The organism is Nonomuraea sp. K271 (assembly GCF_009908215.1).
Lineage (GTDB): Bacteria > Actinomycetota > Actinomycetes > Streptosporangiales > Streptosporangiaceae > Nonomuraea > Nonomuraea longispora.
The window spans coordinates 1-21,391 of sequence record NZ_JAAAHR010000038.1; the positions used below are offsets into that span (position 1 = coordinate 1).

18 protein-coding genes are annotated in these 21,391 nt (G+C 72.1%); 11 read left to right on the top strand and 7 right to left on the bottom strand.

The window, feature by feature from the left end; genetic code table 11:
* Positions 1-481: 481 nt before the first annotated feature.
* The 7 genes from GUY59_RS15795 to GUY59_RS15825 all read left to right on the top strand — a co-directional run bounded on the left by GUY59_RS15795 (position 482) and on the right by GUY59_RS15825 (position 6,765).
* Positions 482-1,747: an MFS transporter gene (locus GUY59_RS15795; RefSeq protein WP_138200570.1), complete on the top strand. Its 1,266-nt coding sequence runs from the start codon at positions 482-484 to the stop codon at positions 1,745-1,747.
* A gap of 96 nt (positions 1,748-1,843) precedes the next feature.
* Positions 1,844-3,064 (top strand): cytochrome P450, encoded by a 1,221-nt coding sequence (locus GUY59_RS15800; protein WP_138200569.1) that lies wholly within the window; start codon positions 1,844-1,846, stop codon positions 3,062-3,064.
* Positions 3,058-3,717 (top strand): TetR/AcrR family transcriptional regulator, encoded by a 660-nt coding sequence (locus GUY59_RS15805; protein ID WP_252374904.1) that lies wholly within the window; start codon positions 3,058-3,060, stop codon positions 3,715-3,717. The genes GUY59_RS15800 and GUY59_RS15805 overlap by 7 nt, the downstream gene beginning before the upstream one ends.
* 44 nt (positions 3,718-3,761) lie before the next feature.
* A complete protein-coding gene (locus GUY59_RS15810) occupies positions 3,762-3,956 on the top strand; it encodes a ferredoxin (protein ID WP_138200568.1) in 195 nt (64 codons plus the stop codon).
* 641 nt (positions 3,957-4,597) lie between these two features.
* On the top strand, positions 4,598-5,119 hold the full coding sequence (locus tag GUY59_RS15815) for an LppU/SCO3897 family protein (protein ID WP_132332604.1): 522 nt from the start codon (positions 4,598-4,600) through the stop codon (positions 5,117-5,119).
* A 223-nt stretch (positions 5,120-5,342) separates the two neighbouring features.
* Positions 5,343-6,425, top strand: coding sequence for a hypothetical protein (locus GUY59_RS50005; protein WP_138200567.1), 1,083 nt, complete (start codon positions 5,343-5,345; stop codon positions 6,423-6,425).
* A gap of 28 nt (positions 6,426-6,453) precedes the next feature.
* Entirely contained in the window at positions 6,454-6,765 is a 312-nt protein-coding gene (locus GUY59_RS15825; protein ID WP_201760929.1) for a hypothetical protein, read from the top strand.
* A gap of 7 nt (positions 6,766-6,772) precedes the next feature.
* On the opposite strand, the gene GUY59_RS15830 is transcribed toward GUY59_RS15825, so the two are convergent.
* Genes GUY59_RS15830 through GUY59_RS15840 form a run of 3 tightly spaced genes read right to left on the bottom strand, consistent with a single transcriptional unit; the run spans position 6,773 to position 11,124 of the window.
* Entirely contained in the window at positions 6,773-7,504 is a 732-nt protein-coding gene (locus tag GUY59_RS15830; RefSeq protein WP_138200566.1) for a class I SAM-dependent methyltransferase, read from the bottom strand.
* Positions 7,505-7,552: 48 nt separating this feature from the next.
* Complete coding sequence (locus GUY59_RS15835) at positions 7,553-9,559, bottom strand: SpoIIE family protein phosphatase (RefSeq protein WP_161714559.1); 2,007 nt, start codon at positions 9,557-9,559, stop codon at positions 7,553-7,555.
* Positions 9,560-9,618: 59 nt separating this feature from the next.
* Entirely contained in the window at positions 9,619-11,124 is a 1,506-nt protein-coding gene (locus GUY59_RS15840) for an alkaline phosphatase D family protein (RefSeq protein ID WP_252374903.1), read from the bottom strand.
* Positions 11,125-11,234: 110 nt separating this feature from the next.
* On the opposite strand from GUY59_RS15840, the gene GUY59_RS15845 reads away from it, so the two are divergent.
* Entirely contained in the window at positions 11,235-12,827 is a 1,593-nt protein-coding gene (locus GUY59_RS15845; protein WP_138200564.1) for a peptide chain release factor 3, read from the top strand.
* Between the two features lie 275 nt (positions 12,828-13,102).
* Positions 13,103-13,834, top strand: a complete 732-nt coding sequence (locus GUY59_RS15850) for a hypothetical protein (RefSeq protein WP_289513841.1) — start codon at positions 13,103-13,105, stop codon at positions 13,832-13,834.
* Between the two features lie 109 nt (positions 13,835-13,943).
* On the opposite strand, the gene GUY59_RS15855 is transcribed toward GUY59_RS15850, so the two are convergent.
* Positions 13,944-15,296, bottom strand: a complete 1,353-nt coding sequence (locus tag GUY59_RS15855; protein WP_138200562.1) for a TrkH family potassium uptake protein — start codon at positions 15,294-15,296, stop codon at positions 13,944-13,946.
* A 328-nt stretch (positions 15,297-15,624) separates the two neighbouring features.
* Here GUY59_RS15855 and GUY59_RS15860 point away from each other — a divergent pair, with 328 nt between their 5' ends.
* Positions 15,625-16,020, top strand: coding sequence for an STAS domain-containing protein (locus GUY59_RS15860; protein WP_161714560.1), 396 nt, complete (start codon positions 15,625-15,627; stop codon positions 16,018-16,020).
* A 186-nt stretch (positions 16,021-16,206) separates the two neighbouring features.
* Here the strand turns inward: GUY59_RS15860 and GUY59_RS15865 are convergent, their stop codons facing one another.
* Together GUY59_RS15865 and GUY59_RS15870 are read right to left on the bottom strand one after the other, a co-directional pair.
* Entirely contained in the window at positions 16,207-16,476 is a 270-nt protein-coding gene (locus GUY59_RS15865; RefSeq protein ID WP_138200561.1) for a hypothetical protein, read from the bottom strand.
* A 42-nt stretch (positions 16,477-16,518) separates the two neighbouring features.
* Positions 16,519-18,123, bottom strand: coding sequence for an ABC-F family ATP-binding cassette domain-containing protein (locus tag GUY59_RS15870; RefSeq protein WP_171055358.1), 1,605 nt, complete (start codon positions 18,121-18,123; stop codon positions 16,519-16,521).
* Positions 18,124-18,393: 270 nt separating this feature from the next.
* Between GUY59_RS15870 and GUY59_RS15875 the strand changes: the two genes are divergently transcribed.
* Complete coding sequence (locus tag GUY59_RS15875; RefSeq protein WP_138200560.1) at positions 18,394-20,340, top strand: GH32 C-terminal domain-containing protein; 1,947 nt, start codon at positions 18,394-18,396, stop codon at positions 20,338-20,340.
* Between the two features lie 156 nt (positions 20,341-20,496).
* Here GUY59_RS15875 and GUY59_RS15880 read toward each other — a convergent pair whose 3' ends face one another.
* Positions 20,497-21,084, bottom strand: a complete 588-nt coding sequence (locus GUY59_RS15880) for a hypothetical protein (protein ID WP_138200559.1) — start codon at positions 21,082-21,084, stop codon at positions 20,497-20,499.
* Positions 21,085-21,391 lie beyond the last annotated feature (307 nt).

Sequence of the window (21,391 nt, forward strand, 5' to 3'; positions counted from 1 at the left end):
CGGCGAGCACCGCGAGCAGGACGAGCGCAGCAGCCGTGCGTCTCATGGTCACCTCGGGCGTTCTCGGGGGTGACGGCGACCGGGCGGCACCCGGGCCCACTCAGTTCCGGTCGCCGAAACGACCGAATCTGACCGATATTGTTCGACTATTGACCATTAGGGAGCGAAAGGCAAGATTCGTCCTGCGACGCAGGGCGGAAAACCGGTTTCGCTCCGGTCGGCCGGCGGCTAGCCTGCCACGGACGGTACGAGACCCAGGAGTTCGAGAGATGCCCGGCCAGCCAGGCACGCGTTGACGTTCACGGTCGTCACCGACCTGTCCTCGCGTGCCGCCTCCGAACTGCGGCACAGCCAGCCCGCCACCGCCTGACCTACCGGGCGGCGGCCCGTTTCCCGGCTGCTCAAGGAGCTTCCCCGTGCCGTACGTTCCCCCTGTCGTGTGCTCTTGTGGTCCCCCGTCCGACCCCCAGCGGGGCCGGCGATGAAGGCGGCGGGCTCCGGCCGCCCGCTGTGGCGCGACGCCGACTTCCGCCGGCTCTGGGCCGGGCAGACCGCCTCCCAGCTGGGGACCCAGGCGACCCTGGTGACCCTGCCGCTCGTCGCCGTGGTGGCGCTCGGCGCCGGCGTCGGCGAGCTCGGCGCGCTGCGCGCGGCAGAGCAGGCGCCCATTCTGCTGTGCTCGCTCCTCGCCGGCGCGTGGGTCGACCGCCGTCGTTCCCGCGACGTGATGGTGGCCGCGGACCTGGGCCGGGCCGCGACGCTGGCGGCGATCCCCGTCGCGTACGCCCTCGGGGTTCTCGGCATGCCCGCGCTGTTCGCCGCCGCCTTCCTCGTGGGCGTGCTCAGCGTGTACTTCGACGTGGCCTACCAGGCCTCCCTCGTACGGCTGGTGGAGCACGACCGGCTGGCGCAGGGCAACAGCGCGCTCGAAGGCACCAGGTCGGCGGCGCAGATCGGCGGGCCCGCGCTCGGCGGCGCGCTGGTGTCGCTCCTGTCCGCGCCGGTCGCCGTCGTGGCGAGCGCCGCCTTCTACACGCTGTCGTTCCTGTCGATCCTGCGCATACGCCGTCCCGAGCCGCTGCCCGGACCTTCCGGAACGCCCGCTTCCATGGGCAGGCGGATCGCCGAGGGGCTCCGGCTCGTCACCCGCGATCCCACGCTGCGGGCCGTGGGCCTCTCGACCGCCGCCTACCAGTTCGCGCTGGCCGCCCTGATGACCGTCTACCTGGTCTTCCTGGCGCGCGAGCTACGGCTGCCCGGCGCGGCGGTCGGCCTGGCGCTCGCGGCGACGGGTCCGGGCGCGCTCGCCGGCGCGCTGCTGGCCGCCAGGCTGCCGGGACGGTACGGCTTCGGCGTGGTGATGGTGTCGGCTGCCTTGCTCGGCGACGCCGTGATGCTGGCCGTGCCCGCGCTGCATGGTTCCTCGCCCGGCACGCTCGCCGCCCTCATGGCGATCAACTTCGCGTTCGGCGCCTGCGGCCAGCTGGTGAACGTCACCATGATGGGCGTGCGGCAGGCCGTCACCCCCGTGCTCATGCAGGGCCGGGTGGTCGCCACGATCTCCTTCGCCGGCATGGGCCTGACCCCGCTGGGCTCGCTGCTCGGCGGCTGGCTGGCCGGTCAGTGGGGGTTGCGCGCCGGCCTGCTGGTGAGCGCCGCCGCCATGGCGCTCTCGCCACTGGTCATGCTCATGTCCCCGCTCGGCCGCCTCGGGCGCGCACTTCCCACGCGAACGGCTCGCGACTGACACCGCCTGAGCGCGACCACGACCCGATTTTAATGCAGTCGCTTGACTTAAGCTGACCTGCCCGGTTAACTGGCGGCGAAATCCGAGGAGGTCGTGATGCGCCAAGACGACGTGGCACAAACGCTGAACTACCCCATTCCCAGCGACGCCGCGCTCGATCCGCCGGCCGAGTGGGCGCGGCTGCGCGAGCAGTGCCCCGTCGCCCGGGTGAGGTTGCCCAGCGGCGACCAGGCATCCCTGCTGACCAGGTACGACGACGTGAAACTGGTGTTGTCGGACCCGCGCTTCACCCGGCAACTGGACGCCGACGACGCGGCCCGCATCGCCGCCAACGAGTCGGGCGGCGTGTTCAACAGCTCGATGGCCTCGACCATCCCGCAGAGCGGGGAAGGGCACCAGCGGTGGCGGCGCATGGTCGGCAGATGGTTCACGGCCAGGCGCATGGCGGCGCTGAAGCCCGGCATCGAGGCGATGGCCGACCGGCTCATCGACGACATGGTGGCCCAGGGTCATCCGGCCGACCTCAAGGCGAGCCTGGGCTTCCCGCTGCCTGTGTGGGTCATCTGCGACCTGCTCGGGGTCCCCGACTCCGACCGCGACAAGTTCGCGTACTGGTCCGACACGCTGCTCAACCTGACCCGCTACACGCAGGCGGAGATCGACGCGGCGCAGGCCGAGTTCGTGGCGTACATGGGCGAGCACGTCGCGGCCAGGCGCGCCCGGCCGGGCGACGACCTGCTCAGCGAGCTCAGCAAGGGCGCCGACGCCGCCGGCGAGCCGATGCCCGACGGAGCGCTGGTCGCCACCGGCATGGGGCTGCTGGTCGCCGGGCACGAGACCACGGCCAACATGATCGGCAAGATGGTGGCCATGCTGCTGGCCGACCGGCGGCGCTGGGAGCGGCTGCTCGCGGATCCTTCCCTGGTGCGCTCCGCGGTGGAGGAGGCGCTGCGGTTCGACGCCAACCCCGGCTTCGGCATGCCGCGCTACCTCGGCGAGGAGGTCGAGATCGCCGGCGCCGTCATCCCCCGGGGCACGACCGTGGTGTGCAGCATGGCCGCGGCCAACCGCGACGAGAACGCCTTCGAGCACGCCGGTGAGATGAGGCTCGACCGCGTCCCCAACCCGCACCTGACCTTCGGGTCCGGCCCGCACTCGTGCCTGGGGCAGGCGCTGGCCCGCACCGAGCTGCAGACCGTGCTCGAGGTGCTGCTGCGCCGGCTGCCCTCGCTGGAGCTGGCCGTTCCCGCGAAGGACCTGCACCGCGTCGAAGGGCTCGCCGTCGGCGGGCTGCGCGAGGTCCCGGTGCGGTGGTGACCGTGGCGGCCGGACACCCCCGGGCCGCACGGGCCAGCGCGACGCGGGAGCAGATCCTTACGGCGGCGGAGCGGCTGTTCGCCGAGCACGGGGTGTTCGCCGTGTCCAACCGCCAGGTCAGCGAGGCCGCGGGCCAGGGCAACAACGCCGCCGTCGGCTACCACTTCGGCACGAAGGCGGACCTGGTGCGGGCGATCGCCCGCAAGCACGCCCAGCACACCGAGCGCATCCGCGGGCGGATGGTGGCCGAGCTCGGCGACTCCGCCGACGTCCGCGACTGGGTGGCCTGCCTCGTACGCCCCGTCGCCGAGCACCTGGCCTCCCTGGGCAGCCCGACCTGGTTCGCCCGGTTCGGCGCCCAGGTGATGACCGATCCCACCCTCCGCGAGATCATGATCGAGGAGTCGCTCACCTCCCCCTCGCTGCAGCAGATCATCGACGGGCTCGACCGGTGCCTCCCCGCGCTGCCGCCGGAGGTGCGGGCCGAGCGCAACGACATGGCCCGCCAGCTGATGGTGCACATGTGCGCCGAGCGGGAGCGCGCGCTCGCCGAAGGCGTCCCGACCCCCCGGACCGGCTGGCACGACGCCGCGACCGGGCTGATCGACGCGATCGTCGGGTTGTGGGAGGCGCCCGTCACCCGCGCTCCCTGACCCCGTCCCGTCCCGACCGATGCACGAACCAGGGGGAAACCAACATGAGAATCACCGTCGACGAGGACAAATGCTGCGGAGCCGGCCAGTGTGTGCTGCTCGCCCCGGAGGTGTTCGACCAGCGGGAGGACGACGGGGTCGTGCTCCTGCTCGACGCGGCGCCGCCCGAGCGACTGCACGCCACGGTGCGTGAGGCGGCCGACGTCTGCCCGGCGGCGGCGATCGAGCTGACCGTGTGAGCCTACGCCTCCGGCGTCCCCGTGGTCGTGGCGCCGCCGCGTCGCGCTGGAGGACATCGAGATCGCCGGGCAGGTCGTCCGGGCCGGCGAGGGCCTGATCCCGGCCAACGACATCGGCAACCGCGACCCGGCCGCCTTCCCCGGACCCCGACCGGCTCGACCCGCGCCGTGAGGCCCGCCACCACGTCGCCTTCGGCTACGGCGTGCACCAGTGCCTGAGCCAGTCGCTGGCCGGATGGAACTGCAGGTGGTCTACGGCACCCTCTACCGGCGCATCCCCACCCCGCGGCGGCGACCGGCCTGGAGCGGGTGCCGATCGAGCACGACAGGTCCGTCTACGGCCGGTACGAACTGCCCGTGACCTGGTGACGTGCGCCGCCGGCCATCCCGGCGTAGCGGCCGCCCCTCTGTGGAATCCGGGCCCCCAGCGTCCGCGGCGCCACGCACGGCCATACCCAGCGCGAACAGCACGGCCAGCCCGATGGCCCGTCGCCGCGGGCCGCGCTCCTCGCGCCCCGCGGTGACGGGGCCGCCGCTTCCGGCGCCGCCTCCATGTCCCGATGAACCAGCACAGACGCACGGTAAACGGTCATTCTTGACCGAGATGAGGATCCGGTCCGGACTGCTGCCAAGATGGGACGGTGGCGAAGGGCAAGATCGTGGTAATGGCGATGATCGGCGTGTGGGTCCTTGCCGGATGCGCCGCGGAGGACGACCCGTCGCGGGCGCAGCCGGGCGACTGCCTGGAGGCGCTCGGGGAGGGAAAGAAGACCACCGAGTTCCGGATCGTCGGCTGTGCCGCGCCCGAGGCGGCGTACCGGGTGGCCGTGCGGCTCAAGCGCGGCGAACGGTCGTGCGGCAGCACCACCTACGGCTACGCGACCAGCGGATATGTCAGGGGCGGCGGCTGGCATCTGTGCCTGACGCTCAACGGCCAGGTGGGTGACTGCTTCCACCAGGAGGTGGGCTTCCCCACCGGCAGGGCGACCAAGGTGGCGTGCGGGCCGTCGGCGACGTACCGGATCGTCAAGCGGGTGGACGGGAGCGCCGACAAGGAGCTGTGCGGCGAGGACGCCGCCTACCCCGTGCGCAACGACCTCGACCGCCCGCTGTACCTCGTCTACCCGGACCCGCCCCTGACGATCTGCACGGACCGCGCGTAGCGCGTGCCCGCCCTCACCGACAGGGCGGCGCCATCCCACGCCGACCACGTCCAGCAGATCCTCACGTGCGCGGCCACGGAATGGGAGCCACCACGACATCGCGCGGTCCGGGCGGAACGGCTTGGGAGCGCCAACCAGCCATGATTTGCCCGGCTTTATGTCCCTTTTGCGGAGCATCGGGCAGTGAGCCAGAGGGCTGCGACAAGCCACCCAAGGGGAGGACATGTCCGAGAACCTGCCGGAACCGGCCGAACGCCGCCCGGCACCGCCGGAGGTGAACCCGTCAGGCGGTGCCGTGGACCCTGACGTGTACCTCGACGTGCCGATCGTCAAGGTCGACGAGATCAAGCTCGAGGTGGAGGACCTGCGGGCGCGCGTGTCCCTGGACGCGGACGTGCTCGACCTGCTGCACCTGCACGTCGGGGCGGACGTCGCCCTGGGCCGGGTCAACCTCGACATCGTGGGCGTCGAGGCGCAGGCGCTGCTCAAGGTACGGCTCGACAACGTCGCCATGATCATCAAGGACGTCTTGCAAACGATCGACGACAACCCCCAGCTGATCGAGAACATCACCCGGGGAGTGGGGTCCGCCCTCCGCGACGTCGGCTCCGGCGCGGGCCACGCGGTGCGCGACGTCGGCACGGGCGCCGGTCAAGCCGTCGGAGACGTCGGGGCAGGCGCCGGACAGGCCGTGGGCGACGTCGGGGCAGGCGCGGGCCGCGCGGTCAGCGATGTCGGCTCGGGGGCCGGACAGGCCGTGGGCGACGTCGGCACAGGCGCAGGCCAAGCCGTCGGCGACGTCGGCACGGGCGCGGGACAGGCCGTGGGCGACGTCGGCACAGGCGCAGGCCAAGCCGTCGGCGACGTCGGCACAGGCGCGGGACAGGCGGCCGGAGACGTCGGCGAGCGTACGGGCACCACGTTGCAGGGCACGGTGGAGCAGTCGGCGGGCGCTGCCGGTGGCGCGGTGCGGGAGACCACGGCCGCCGCCGGACAGGCCGCAGAAAGCGCCGCACCCACCACCCCGGCGAACGCGGAAGCCGAGCCGAGAAGCGACAGCGCCGCACGAGACGAGCGGGAGGGCCGCCAGGCGGGTGCCGGGGCGAAGGGCGACAGCGCCGCACGAGCCGAGGAAGAACCGCGGAAGGGCCGCCCGGGCCGGGCAGGAAAGCTGTCCGGTGCCGAGCCGCGGGAAGAGGCGCCGACGACGCTCGGCCCCGCCCTGCGAGAGCTGGGCCGAGCCGCAGGGCGCGCAGGCGTGCGGCGGCTGCGCGACCTGACACCGGGCAAGCGCCGCAGAGAGTAGCGCGCAAGGAGGAGGAGGCGAGCCCGACATGGGTGACGAACGCCCCGGCAGAGGGCCCGGCGAAACGCCCGACCGACGGCCCGGTGAGCGGCTCGTCAGGGCTGCGGACATCGTCTTCTCCGCGACGGTCCGCGCCGGCAGCGTGACCTTCGAGGAGGCGCCGGAGGTGGCGGTCACGTTCTCCGGTGAACCGGCCCACCGGTCGGGGTCGGGCAGCCGCCGTACCGGCCTGCCCGAACGCGTCGCCGAGGGCGAGACGTACCGCGCGATCCGCGTCGACTACGCGATAGCAGCCAAGATCGTGACCGAAGCGCCGGAGGAGGGGGAAGAAGAGCCGTGACCCCGGCTCACTCCTCGGGCCGCTGAGCGAAGAACACGAACTCCCGCCCCGGCCGGTCGGGCGCCCCGCGAACCTCCTTCACCGTGTATCCGTGCTCGGCCAGATCCGCCTCGACCTCGTCCCGCTCGCGGAAACGCAGCGTCGAGTGCGACGTCAGCACCGCGCCGTCCGCCGCGAACACGCACGTCCCCCGGAACGTCACCAGCGGTCCGCTGACGTCGATCAGGTCGGTCCAGGTCTCGACGACGCCGACGCCCTCGATGTCGACCCTCTGGTACGTCTCCGCACGATTCCACTCCAGCCACGCGCGCCTGGCCGGATCGCGGGTCTCGAACACGAGGTGCCCGCCGGGCCGCAGCGCGTCATGGACCCCCCGCAGCGTCCCCGCCCAGTCGTCCGGCGCCGCGATCGCCTGGGCGACGTTCCCGGTCATCGTCGCCAGGTCGGCCCGCAGGGCGGGCAGGCTCGTCGCGTCACCGTGGATCCAGCGCACCCGCTCGGCGCCGGCTTTGGCCCGGGCGACGTCGAGCGAGCCCCCGGCGGGGTCGACGCCGGTCACCTCGATGCCGTTCCCGGCCAGCAGCAACGCGAACGTCCCCGTACCGCATCCGACGTCGAGCACGCTCCGTGCGCCGAGTTCGCCGGCGATGGCGGCGTACACGTCGAGGTCGCTGCGGTCGGAGTCGAGATCGTCGTAGATCGCGGCCAGGCGCGGATGTTCGAAGATGGCGTCAGGCATGCGGCACACGATAGGCCGTGGCGAGCGTCCGGGAAACCAGCGGGGGCGTCAGCTGGGGGCCGGGCCGGCGGTGCGGGTGCGGGCGATGAGGAGGGCGATGTCGTCCTCGGAGGGCGTGCCGTCCACCATCGTGCCGATCACCTGGTCGCACAGGTCCTCGGGCGGGAGGCCGGGGACGGCCAGGACGGTGCTGAGGCGGTGCAGGCCCGCGTCGATGTCGGCCCCGCGCCGCTCGACCAGGCCGTCCGTGTAGAGGGCGATCAGGCTGCCCTCGGCGAGCTCGATCTCGACGCATTCGTACGAGCCCAGCCCCAGGCCGACCGGGGTGCCGGCGGGCAGGTAAGCGAAGGTCACCTCTCCTGACGGGTGCACGATCGCGGGCGGCGGGTGTCCGGCCACGGACATGGCGCAGCGCCGGGTGACCGGGTCGTAGACCGCGTACACGCAGGTGGCTCCCGTGGTGTCGAGGGGCTGGTCGCCCGCGCCCGCGTCCTCCTCCGCCAGGCGTACGACCATGCGGTCCAGGAACGCGAGCACCTCGTCGGGCGGGAGCCCCTGGTACGAGAGCGTGCGCACGGCCGTGCGCAGCCGCCCCATCGTCGCCGCGGCGTTGATGCCGTGCCCGGTCACGTCGCCGACCACCAGGGCGACCCGGCCGTCGCCCAGCGGGACCACGTCGAACCAGTCGCCTCCGACGGTGCCGATGACGTCGGACGGCAGGTAGCGCCAGGCCACGTCGACGGCGCCGGCGCCGGAGAGGTTGCGCGGCAGAAGGTCGCGCTGCAGGGCCAGGGCGGCGGTGCGCTCGCGGGTGTACTGGCGCGCGTTGTCCAGGCTCAGCGCGGCGCGGGCGGCCAGCATCTCGGCGAGGTCCAGGTCCTCCTTGCCGAACGGCACGGGATTCTCCGTGCGGACGAACACGGCGACGCCCAGGATGTCGCCCCTGGCCTTGAGCGGGACGATGATCAGGCTGTGCATCCCGGTGTCGTGGATGACCCGCGCCCGGTCGGGGTCGACGTCGAGCCAGGTGCCGGACGAGGTGTCCATCACGGGCTCGAAATGGGACCGGCCCGAGGACAGGACGGCGGTGAAGGGGGACGACGGCGGGACGTAGACGACATCGCCCCGCCGCCAGAGCGATTCGGGGAGCTCCCGGTGGATCGAGGCCACGCCCGCGCGGTGGAACGCGGGGACGCTCACATCGGTGGAACCCAGCCGGCGCATGGACTCGTCGTCGGGCAGGACCCGCTCGGACACGTCGACCGTGACGTAGTCGGCCAGGCGCGGCACGGCCAGCTCCGCCAGCTCCTGCGCGGTCTCCATGACGTCGAGTGTGCTGCCGATCCTGATGCTGGCCTCGCCGAGCAGGGCCAGCCGGTCGCGTGCCCGGCTGTGGCTCGTGTCGACGGCGAACGCGCACACGCCCAGCGGCCGCCCGTCGGCGCCGTCGAGGCGGTAGAACGAGGTCGAGAAAATGTGTTCGGTGAGCCCGTCCTCGGCGGTCCGGCGGCACTCGCGGTCGAGCACCGGTGTGCCGTCCTCGAGCACCCGCCGCATCGCCCCCGCCGTGGCCTCCGCGTCGAAGCCCGGTGCGCACACCTCGGGCCGGCTGCCGAGCCGGAAGAGGGGGAAGACGTCGCTCAGGCGCCGGGCCGTGTCGTTGAGCCAGAGGCAGAGCAGGCCGGTGTCCCAGACGCCGATGGCCACGGGGGCGCGGCCGATGATCGGCTCCAGCACCGGCGGCCCGTCCGGTGTCAGCGTCAGGAGCCAGCTCTCGCGCTGCCGCGCGGTGCGCAGGCGGACACCCTCGACGTGGACGAGGATCGCGCCGCCCGCGCGGTGGCGGGCCGTGACGAGCCCGGACCACCGTCCTTCCTGGCCGCGCGCCGTGCGGTCCCCGGGCTTCATGAAGGCGTCGCTGGAGCGGTGCAGGACCTCGTCGGCGTGGTAGCCGAGCAACTTCTCCGCGGCTTCCGACCAGCCGACCACGCTGCCGTCGGCGTCGGTCATGACGATCGCCGGGCCGTCCGGCTCGTCCCAGGCAACGGGATCCACCTCCACCATTATAGCCATGACCTGCGGTGATGCGGGCCGAAGTGCGTCGCGACGGCCTGTCACGCCTGGCGGTGCAGCCCGTCGACGAGGTCGGACAGCGTGAAGGTGGCGGCGGTCAGCGCCGCGGCCCCCGGAGTGCTGACGTAGGGGACGGTCATGAAGTCGGCGGTGAGCGCTCCAGGGGTGACCAGGACCATGAGGTAGCCCCTGCGGCGCAGGTGGAACTTCAGGTGGGGGTTGGCGGCCAGCAGCGGGTCCGTGGCCGGATCATCGTCGTGGCCGTCCCCGCCGCTGGCGATGGAGGTGACCGCGAGCTCGGCCCCGACGGGACGCGATCCGGGATCGTCGTAGTCGAGGACGAGGTCGCCCGCCCAGTGCGCGTGCACGTCGCCGGTGAGCACGACGACGTTGCGCACGCCGGCCTTGACCCAGCCCTCGGTGACCCGCTGACGGCTGCCGGTGTAGCCGTCCCAGGCGTCCTGCCTGACCAGGCGGCCCTGCCCGGGGTCGCGGTCGCGCTGGCCGAAGAAGACCTGCTGGCCGACGAGCTCCCACCGGGCCTGGGAGCGCCGGAAACCCCGCAGCAGCCAGTTCTCCTGGTCCAGGCCGATCATCGTACGGGCGGGGTCGGCCGGAGTCGGGCACGAGCTGTAGCCCGCGCCGCACAGGTGCGGGTCGCGGTACTGGCGGGTGTCGAGCATGTGCAGCGTGGCGAGCCTGCCCCAGCGCAACCGCCGGTAGAGCTGTACGGCGGTGCTGCCAGGCCGCGCGGGCGAGCGCAGGGGCATGTGCTCGTAGTAGGCGCGGAAGGCGGCCTCGCGGCGCTGGGCGGGGATCAGGCTCGTCCAGTTGTTGACCACCTCGTGGTCGTCCAGGATGGCCGCCCACGGCGCGGCGGCGTGGGCCTCGCGCAGGTCGGGGTCGGTCTTGTAGAGCGCGTGGCGGCGGCGGTAGCCGGCGAGGGTGACGGCCTCGGGCCCCTCGTGGGCACGGACGTTGCCGCCGGGCAGCGCCACGTGGTCGCTGCCCTGCTCGTAGATGTAGTCGCCGAGGTGCACGATGAGGTCGGGGCGCTCGCGCGCCATCCTGGCGTACGCGGTGAAGTGCCCGTGCTGGTAGTTGGCGCACGAGCAGACGGCCACGCGCAGCGACCGGGGCATCGTGCCGGGCACGGGCGCGGTCAGCGCCCGCCCGGCCGGCGAGACGTAGGGGCCGGCCTTGAACCTGTACCAGTACTCCCGTCCCGGCCGCAGGCCGGTGACCTCGACGTGCACGCTGTGCGCCCATGCCCGGGACGCCACGTACACGCCGTGGCGCACCACGTTCCTGCCCGCCGGGTCGCTCGAGACCTGCCAGTGCACCGGTACGGGATCCGCGGGCATGCCGCCGAACCCGTCCTCGGCCAGCGGCTGCGGGGCCAGGCGCGTCCACGCCACGAACCCGCCAGGATCGGGGTCTCCGCAGGCCACCCCCAAGGTGAACGGCTCGCCGAAAGCTGCGGACGGCACCAGGGACGGCAGGCCCGACGCCAGCCCCATCGCGAGAAACGACCTCCGGTTCAGCACAGAATGAATGATCGCCACAAGTGCGCGTCACCGGGGCGCGGACACGCCAGGCGCCGTCCCTCGCATGACACCCGTCACGGCCATGGGCCGTCACCCGGCAAGATAGGACGATGACCGACATCACGGAGGAAGGCCGCCGCCGCCGGACGTTCGCCGTCATCAGCCATCCTGACGCGGGCAAGTCCACGATGACCGAGGCGCTGGCTCTGCACGCCTCCGCCATCAGCGCGGCGGGAGCGGTCCACGGCAAGGCGGGGCGGCGCGGCGTCACCTCCGACTGGATGGAGCTCGAACGTTCGCGCGGCATCTCGATCACCTCCGCGGCGCTCCGCTTCGACTACCGGGGCCACGTGTTCAACCTCGTCGACACTCCGGGCCACGCCGACTTCTCGGAGGACACCTACCGGGTGCTGGCCGCCGTCGACTGCGCGGTGATGCTGATCGACGCGGCCAAGGGCATGGAGCCGCAGACGATGAAGCTGTTCCAGGTGTGCCGCCATCGCCGCATCCCGGTCATCACCTTCGTCAACAAGTGGGACCGTCCCGGCCGCGACGCCCTGGAGCTGCTCGACGAGATCGAGGGGCGCACCGGCCTGCGGCCCACCCCCGTCACGTGGCCGCTCGGCGCCGCCGGCCACTTCCACGGCGTGATCGACCGGGCCACCGGGCGTGCCGTCCGCTACACCCGCACCCCGGGCGGGGCCACCAGGGCTCAGGAGGACGAGCTGACCGCCGGGCAGGCCCACGCCGAGCTGGGGCACGACTGGGAGCGGGCGGGCGAGGAGGTCTCGCTGCTGTCGGCCATCGGCGCCGACCACGACCAGAAGTCTTTCGAGGCCCACGAGTCCACCCCGGTGCTGTTCGGCGCCGCCCTGCCCAACTTCGGGGTGGCCCGGCTGCTGGACGCCATGGTCGAGCTGGCTCCCCCGCCGGCCGCCCGGCCCGACGTCGCCGGCGCCGTGCGCCCGCTGGACGCGCCCTTCTCCGGGCTGGTGTTCAAGGTGCAGGCCAACATGGACCCGGCCCACCGCGACCGGATCGCGTTCGTACGGGTCTGCTCGGGCCGGTTCGAGCGCGGCATGGTCCTCACCCACGCGGCGACCGGGCGGCCGTTCGCCACCAAATACGCGCAGAGCGTGTTCGGCCAGGAGCGCACCACCCTGGACAAGGCCTACCCCGGTGACGTGGTGGGCCTGGTCAACGCGAGCGCGCTGCGGCCGGGCGACACCCTCTACGACGGGTCTGCGGTGACCTTCCCGCCGATCCCCAGCTTCGCGCCCGAGCACTTCGCCGTCGCCCGCGCCCGCGACTCCAGCAAGGCCAAGCAGTTCCGGCGCGGCATCGACCAGCTCGACGCCGAGGGCGTCATCCAGGTGCTCCGCTCGGACCTGCGCGGCGACCAGGCGCCGGTGCTGGCGGCGGTCGGGCCGATGCAGTTCGAGGTGGTGCAGCACCGCCTGTCCGCCGAGTTCGGCGCGCGGATCAGCCTCGACCGGCTCGACTACACCCTGGCCAGGCGCACCGACGCCGCCTCCGTGCCGCTGCTGGCAGGCCGACGCGGCGCCGAGGTGCTGGAGCGCGGCCGTGACCAGGCGCTGCTCGCGCTGTTCACCGACCAGTGGCGGATGCGCACCATCATGCGCGAGAACCCCGGGCTCGTCTTGGAACCGCTGATCGCCGACACCAGCCAGGAGCCGCGGTAAGCCTTCACCCGTATGGTGTCCCGCCCGGCGGAGTGATATGGACCCTTTCGGAGGCGCCGGACCGCGGGAGTGCCCGCTGAGGGAGTGAAACGTTGGTAAAGATCACGTTCCTGCTTCTCCTGGTCGGTCTCGGCTGGGTGGCGGCCGACCTCGGCGACATCACGGGCCTGGAACACTCGGGCCCGTAGTTACTGCTGAGCAGCCTGCTGCTGGCGATCGGCCTGTACGGCAGCACCCACGGCATCGACCGCACCGAGGCCCGCCAGCACGGCCGGTTGATCCTGCTCGCGGTGACGGTCGGCGTGCTGCTGAAGGCGGCCTTCATCGCCGGCGTGATGTACGTCGTCACCGGCGACCCGCGCTCGATGATCCTCGCGATCGCGGTGGCCCAGATCGACCCGCTGTCGGTCGCCGCGGTGATGGCCGACAACCGGTTATCGTCACGGGCCAAGACCATCCTCGGGGCGTGGTCCTCCTTCGACGACCCCATCACGGTGATCCTCGCGTTCTACGCCGTCTCGCTCTCCAGGCCCGCCGAGGGCGGGCTCACCCTCGCCTACCTTGCCGACCTGGGACTCAACGCGGTGTTCGCGGCCGCCGCGTACGCCGTCTGGCGGTTGATCAGGAACGCGCCGCCGCTGCTCAGCTACCTGGCGGCGGCCACTGCGACCGTCTCCGCGGCCTGGAGCTCCCTCATGCTCGGCGTGGCCGCCGCCGGCCTCTACCTGCGGATTCCCGACTCGCGGTGGCTGTCGCGGGCGGTGACCGCGGCCTTCGCGCTCTCGGCGTTCCTGATGGGGCTGCTGCTGGTCGGCGGGGCGAGCCTGATGAAGGGCCTCCTGCTCGGGCTGGCCGCGTTCGCGGCTCGGATGCTCGCGGCGCTGGTGCTCACCCACGGTCTGCCCGTCACCGACCGCGTGCACCTCGGACTGGCGCAGCAGAACGGCATCACGGCGGTGATCCTGGCGGTGGCGTTCGAGCGCGAGTTCTCCGGCTTCGCGGGGTGATCGCCCCGGCGATCGTGACGGTCAACCTCCTCTACGTCGTGGCCAACCGCATCGCCGACTCCTGGGGCCCGTACCGTCCGTTGCCGTCGTCCTCCCGGTGATCCGGCGTTCAGCCGACGATCACGCGTTCCTCGGGAAGCTCGTAGCGGCGGGCGCGGTGTTTCAGCGCGAGCGCCGAGCCCAGCGTCAAAGGCCCGATGCGGCCGACGAACATCAGCAGGCTGAGCAGCACATGCCCGGCCAGCGGGGTGCTCGCGGTGATGCCGGTGGACAGCCCGTTGGTGCCGAACGCCGAGATCACCTCGAACAACACCCGGTCGAGGCCGTGGGAGGTGATCGTGAGCATCAGCAGGGCCGAGAGCGTCACCAGTCCGGCGCCCAGCAGGCTGATGGACAGCGCCTGGCGCTGGGTGGCTGCGGGCAGCCGGCGATGGCCGATGTTGACCTGGGTCTCCCCGCGCAGCTCGGCCCAGACCATGAACAGCAGGAAACCGAACGTGGTGACCTTGATGCCGCCCGCGGTGCCCGCGCTGCCGCCGCCGATGAACATCAACACGTCGGTGACCAGCCACGACGACGGGTTCATCTGGCCGATGTCGAGGGTGTTGAACCCGCCGGAACGCGGCATGACCGCGGCGAAGAAGGCCGACAGCAGCTTGGCGGAGTCGTCCAGCGGGCCCATCGTGCCGGGGTTGCGCCACTCGGCCGCGAGGAACGCCGGCATGGCCGCCCCGATCAGCAGGACGCTGAGCCCGACGGTGACCCTGGTCAGCAGGGACCAGCGGCTGGGGCGCCGCCAGTGGCGCAGCAGGTCGAAGACGACCGGGTAGCCCAGCCCGCCCACGATGACGGCCGCGGCGACGGTCAGGCAGATCCACGGATCGGCCACGAACCGCATCAGGTTGTCCGGCCACAGGGCGAACCCGGCGTTGTTGAACGCCGACACCGCGTGGAAGACGCCCAGGTAGGCCGCCCGCCCCGGCGGCTCGCCGTACGCGATGACAAAACGGGTGGTGAGCACGACGGCCACGGCCGCCTCGCACACCAGACTGAACAGCACGACCTTGCGCAGCACCTGACGCAGGTCGGCGGCCACCACGGATTTCGTCTCCAGCTGCGCGGACAGCCGCGCGCGCAGACCGACCCGGCCGGAGACGATGACCATGATGAGGGTGGCCAGCGTCATGATGCCGAGCCCGCCGATCTGGATGAGCAGCGCGATGACCACCTCGCCGAACACCGACCAGTGCGTGGGCGTGTCCACCACGACCAGACCGGTCACGCAGACCGCGGAGGTGGCGGTGAACAGCGCGGTCAACCAGTCGGAGGGCTCACCGCCGGCGGTGGCCTGCGGGATGGCCAGCAGCAGCGTGCCGGACAGCACCGCCAGCCCGAAGCCGGCGACGATCACGACGGCCGGGTGCCGGCCGCGCCCCGGCAGCGCCGAGCGGCGCGGCGTCATCCGGTCTCCCGCCTGCGTGGACGGCCCACGCCGCTGCCGCTGTCGTTCATCGTGGAGCCTCCGTCGAGTCGCCCGGCCTGACGCGCCGACCTGGCCCGCGGCACTCCGGTCCATACGCTAGCGCAGCCCGCGGCGGCGCCGCCATCATGGCCAGGCGCACGCCACCTGCGGATCCGCCCTCTTCTGCGGCATACGCAGCGTTGTACGCGGATCGTTGCGCCATGTCCATGACTTCCCGGGTCCGTTGCACTGTGCAATCATGGAGGCGACCCCGATCGCCGCACGTCCCGGGCGGGGACGGTGCGGATGCTGGGAGCGGAGGATCGGCATGGGGAGCGAAGACCGGACCGGGTTCACCTGCGTCGTCACCCAGCGCGATGGAGCCGCCGTCCTGACGGTGACGGGCGACCTCGACATGACGTCGGCGGCCGAGTTCCGCCGCGGCCTGCTGCAGGCGATGTCACGCCGCACGCCGCCGTTCATCATCGCCGACCTGCGCGAGGTCGGCTTCTGCGACTCCTCGGGCCTGGGCGCGCTGATCTCGGCCGCCAACACCGCCGAGGCCGCGGGCGGCCGTCTCGTGCTGAGCGGGGTCCAGGCCCGCCTGGCCCGGCTGCTCAAGGTGACCGGGCTCGACAAGCGTTTCCAGTTCAGCGACCCGCCCGGCGGCCTCCTGGGCACGCTGACCCGGGTCCACAACGCCGGCACCGCGGCCTGGAACTGACGGAGGCGTCCCTCACGGGCCGTCGGCGAGGACACCCGCCGGAGCCAGCGCACCGGGGCGGTCGCACAGCGACTCCATCAGCTTCACCATCGTCGGTCCCCTTCCTTCTTCGGTGTCCCTGAGCCTTTCCCGGGAGCCTTTCCCGGGAGCCTTTCCCGGGAGCTCTGTGGCCGCCCAGCCGCCCGATCACGACGGCGACGACCCGGCCGGCGGGAAAACACCCGGCCTGCCGCGGGTCGAAGCTCGCCGCGGCGTTGTCGCCGAGCAGCACCACCCGCCCGGCGGGCACCCGGGCGTGCCCCGCCGGCGACCCCCGGGCGGCACCGGCTCGCCCTCCGTGGCGGCCACCCGCTTGATCAGCAGCGCCATTGGGCCCGCTGCGCCGCGTTCCTGCCAGGTGAGCGTCTCCCTGTCGGGGCTGTCGGCCACCACGTCGGTGTCGGTGTCGGGGCGCACCCTGCCCCTGGCCGTTGGCGTCCGGGTGGTCTTTTCGTGGCGTTACTGGCCGTGGGCTACCGGAGCGCGGACCAGGTCGGCGTACCCGGAGTTCCACAGGTCCTCGACCCCGTCGGGCAGGAGCAGCACCCGGTCGGGCCGCAGCGCCTCGACGGCATCGGGGTCGTGCGTGACCATGACCACGGCCCCGCGGTAGGCCCCGACCGCCGCCAGCACCTCCGCCTTGGACGCCGGGTCGAGGTTGTTGGTCGGCTCGTCGAGCAGCAGCACGTTGGCCCGAGAGCTGACCAGCCCGGCCAGGGCCAGCCGGGTCTTCTCCCCGCCCGACAGCACCCCGACCGGTTTGTCCACGTCGTCGCCGCCGAACAGGAACGACCCGAGCACCGTCCGCGCCTCGCCGCCGCTCAGGTGCGGGGCGGCGGCGGCCAGGTGCTGCCCGACGGTGTGCGCCGGGTCCAGGGTGTCGTGCTCCTGGGCGAAGTAGCCGAGCCGCAGCCCGTGGCCGGGCACCACCCGGCCGGAGTCGGGACGTTCGTACCCGGCCAGCAGCTTCAGCAGCGTGGTCTTGCCTGCGCCGTTGAACCCCAGCACCACGAGCCTGCTGCCCCGGTCGATGGCCAGGTCGATCCCCGACAGCACGGGCAGCGTGCCGTACGACTTGGTCAGGCTGATCGCGCCGAGCGGCATCCGGCCACAGGGGGCGGGCTCGGGCAGCCGGATGCGGGCCGCCTTCTCGTCCCGGCGTACGGGCTGCGTCTGGGCCAGCATGCGGTCGGCGCGGCGGGACATGTCCCTGGCCCGCACGGCGGTGGCCGACCTGGCGCGCATGCGCCCGGCCTGGGCGTGCAGCGCGGCGGCCTTGCGTTCGGCGGCGGCCCGCAGGCGCGCCCTGCGCCGGTCGTCGGCCTCGCGGTCGGCCAGGTAGGTGTGCCAGCCGGTGTTGTGCACGTCGAGCGCGGCGCGGTCGGCGTCCACGTGCCAGATCCGGTTGGCCACGTCGGCCAGCAGCCCGGTGTCGTGACTGATCAGGACAAGGCCGCCGGAACAGCCGGACAGGTGGGTGCGCAGCCAGGAGATCGAGTCCGCGTCCAGGTGGTTGGTCGGCTCGTCGAGCAGCAGGACGCCCCGCTCCGCGAAGAGCACGCGGGCCAGCTCGACCCGGCGGCGCTGCCCGCCGGACAGGGCGCCGAGCGGCTGGGCGAGTGCGCGGTCGGGCAGGCCGAGCCCGGCGGCGACCCTGGCGGCCTCGGCCTCCGCCGCGTAGCCGCCGCGGGCCTGGAACTCGGCCTCCGCGCGGGCGTAGCGGGCCATCGCCCGTTCGTCGGCGGACTCGGCGAGGGCGCTCTCGGCGGCGCGCAGGGCGCGTACGGCCTGGTCGAGGCCGCGTGCCGACAGGATGCGGCCGATGACGGAGGTGCCCGGGTCGGCGGCGGCCGGGTCCTGCGGGAGGTGGACGACCGGCCCCGTACGGGTGACGGCGCCGGCCGCGGGCTGTGCCTGCCCGGCGAGGATCTTCATGAGGGTGGTCTTGCCTGCGCCGTTGCGGCCGACCAGGCCGATGCGGTCGCCGGGGGCCACGTGGGCGGTGATGCCCGACAGCAGGAGGCGGGCGCCGACGCGCACGTCGACACCACGGAAGGTGATCATTTGAAGACGCTCCGGATAAGCTCAAGGACACACGGGTGCTGCGAAGGCGGGTGTCCTGGCTAGGAGATCCGGGGCGTAGACATGCGGCCAGCGTACCGGCCGCCCTCCCTGCCGCGCTCCCCATTTTCCCGGCCGCGCGGCACGCCGGTTCCGTTACGCGGGTGAGGCATTGACGTTTCGCGGGGCAACGCCGATGATGCTCTCCAAGCCGATGTCAACGTTGACATGTCAACGTTGACATCACCCCCGAGATGGAAGGCCCTCGATGTCATGAGACGGCTCGTACGCGGATTGACGTCCCTCATCGCGCTCACCGGCATGGTCGTCGCGGCGGCCCCGTCCGCCGGCACCACAGCCGACCAGCCGGAGTTCCCCTACCAGCCGACCACGTACACCGAGCCGTACCGGGGCCAGTTCCACTTCAGCTCGCAGGGCGGCTGGATGAACGACCCGAACGGGCTCCTCCACTACAAGGGCACCTACCACTTCTTCTACCAGCACAACCCGCACGGTCTGGGCTGGGACACCATGCACTGGGGCCACGCCACCAGCACCGACCTGGTCCACTGGACGCAGAAGCCGATCGCCCTCGAACCCGGCGTGCACCCCGGCGACCTCTGGTCAGGGGCGGGGGTCGTCGACGCGGCCAACACCTCGGGCTTGCGCGACGGCGCCGAGGATCCGCTCGTCGTCTTCTCCGGCACCAACGGCGTCTCGGTCTTCTACAGCACCGACGCGGGCCGCACCTTCAAGGCGTACGACAACGGGCGCAAGGTCGTGACCATGCCCGGCACCAGCCGCGACCCCAAGGTGTTCTGGCACGCCGCCAGCAAGCGGTGGGTGATGCTGGTCTGGTCCGACGAGGGCGGCAACGGCGTCAACCTCTACTCCTCCCCCGACCTGCTCGACTGGACGTTCCTGAGCAGGTACGCGGCCGGCTGGCTGTTCGAGTGCCCCGATTTCTTCGCCCTCCCCGTGGACGGCGACAGGCGCAGGACGAAGTGGGTGCTCACCGACGCGAGCGGCGAGTACGTCGTCGGCGACTTCGACGGCACCACCTTCACCACCGACTGGGACGAGCCGCAGCGAATGGATCACGGAACCAACCACGCCGGCGGCTCCTTCTACGCCGGGCAGGTGTTCAACGACATGCCCGACGACCGAGTGGTGCAGATGGCCTGGATGGGTGGCAACCAGGGCACGACCTGGACAGGCAACGCCAGCTTCCCCGCCGTGCTCGGCCTGCGCACGACCGGCGACGGCGTCCGCGTCACCCGTCAGCCGATCAAGGAGCTGGAGAAGCTGCGGTACCGGACCTCGTCGTGGCGCGGGCGCGGGCTCACCCCGGCGACGGCCGCGAAGCTGCTGCGGGACCAGTCGCTCGACACGTACGAGGTGGAGGCCGAGTTCGACGTGCGGGGCGCCACGGCCGAGCGGTTCGGCTTCAAGCTGGACGTGCGGCCGGGCGGCGACGCCGGGAGCGAGGTCCTCTACGACACGCGGACCCGCACGCTCATGAGCGCTCCCCTTGAGCCCTCCCAAGGGCGGGTCACGATGCGGATCCTGGTGGACAGGGGGCAGCTGGAGGTGTTCGGCAACGACGGCCTGGCCTCGATCACCAGGAACGTCGCCTTCGATCCGCGCGCCGACAGCAGAGGTGTGGCCCTGCACGTCGAGGGAGGCGGCGTCAGGCTCGTCTCGCTCCGCATCCACGAGCTCGCCCCCGCGTGGGGCATGGGCGAGCCGACGCTGGAGCACAACCTTCCCGGCCAGTGGCGGGTGGTCAGCGGCTCGTGGACGGACGTCGCGGCCGGCAAGCAGGGCTCGGCCGGGGGCGACGCGTTCTACCTCAGCGACCACACGGGCGCGGACTTCACCTACGAAGGTGACGTGCGGCTGGTCGACGGCGCCGCGGCGGCGCTCACGTTCCGGGCCGGCCCGCGGGCCGAACGGCACTACACGGCCAACGTCGACGCCGAGGCGGGCGTGGTGAAGCTGTGGCGGCCCGGACGCGACATCGCCACGTACAAGGCACCGATCAAGGCGGGTCGGACCTACCACCTGAAGGTCGTGACCCAGGGGCAGAGCATCAAGGTCTACCTGGACGATCGCGCGGAGCCCGTCATCGACGCGAAGGACGACCAGTACGCGAGCGGCCGCTTCGGGCTCAACGTCTTCGACGGCACGGCGCAGTTCCAGAACATCCGGGTGAGCTGACCACGGCAACTCACGGCTCACGGGCGGCTCACGGGCGGCTCACGGGCGGCTCACGGGCGGCGAGGCGGCCCGCCACCTCCGCGAACCTGGCATCGAGTCCCCGGCCCACCCTGCCGAGGTCCCGGTGCCACGTTCGGGGTCACGGGCTCGGCCTCGTCACTTCCAGGACAGCAGGCGGTTCTTGAACTTCGGATGCTTGGTCTCCCAGTAACGCCAGCCCTCCACCCTTGAGGGGACGTTGGCGATGCCGGTGCCGACCTCGACGTGGCGGCACGTGCCGAGCACCCGCCAGGCCGACCAGCCGACGCGGTAGCCGAAGACGCGGTACCACATGTTGCCGTACTTGCCCTTGGAGATCTCCCGGGTGTACTCGTGCCCGGTGAAGACCATGTGCCGCTCCTCGAGGTGGGGAAGCCCCATCTTGCGCAGGCTGCGGACGACGTCGCCGGCGGTGAAGTCGACCGTACGCTCGCGCTCGGTCTCGAGGAAGGCGAGCACCTCGTGCTCGCGCGTGACGGACACCGTCATCGAGCCGCCGGGGCCGTCGATGAAGCGCGTGCGTGGCACGAAGAAGTTGCGCGGCGAGAGGCGCTTGACCCTGAAGAACGTGTGCGGGCTGCAACGACCGTGGTGATCGCGATGCTTGTGCTTGTGCTTGTCGTCGTCGTCCGCCGCGAGCGCCGCCGGGGCCAGGGTGACCACCAGCGCCATGGTCAAGGTGCCGTGCACCGTTGACTTCGTCATACTCCGCAGTGAATGTCCCACTTTGGACTTAGCCGTCTTTCCTGCTCGGGGAATAAGCGTGAACATGTACCGTTCCTTTCGGAATGCGACCCGTGGCCGCGACTGTCGGCGGGCAAGCCAACGAGATCGGTACGATGCTTACAGTTGCCGCGAGCTGCGCCACAACGCCACGCCGAGCCCGAAGTCCCAGCACCGGGAAAGAACCGGTGAAAAAAAGCCAATATCGCCCCTTCAGCTTGTTCCGGGAACTCCATAACTCCCCGCCCAAGAGAAGTCGACATGACACGAAATAGCGGAGATTCGCCCC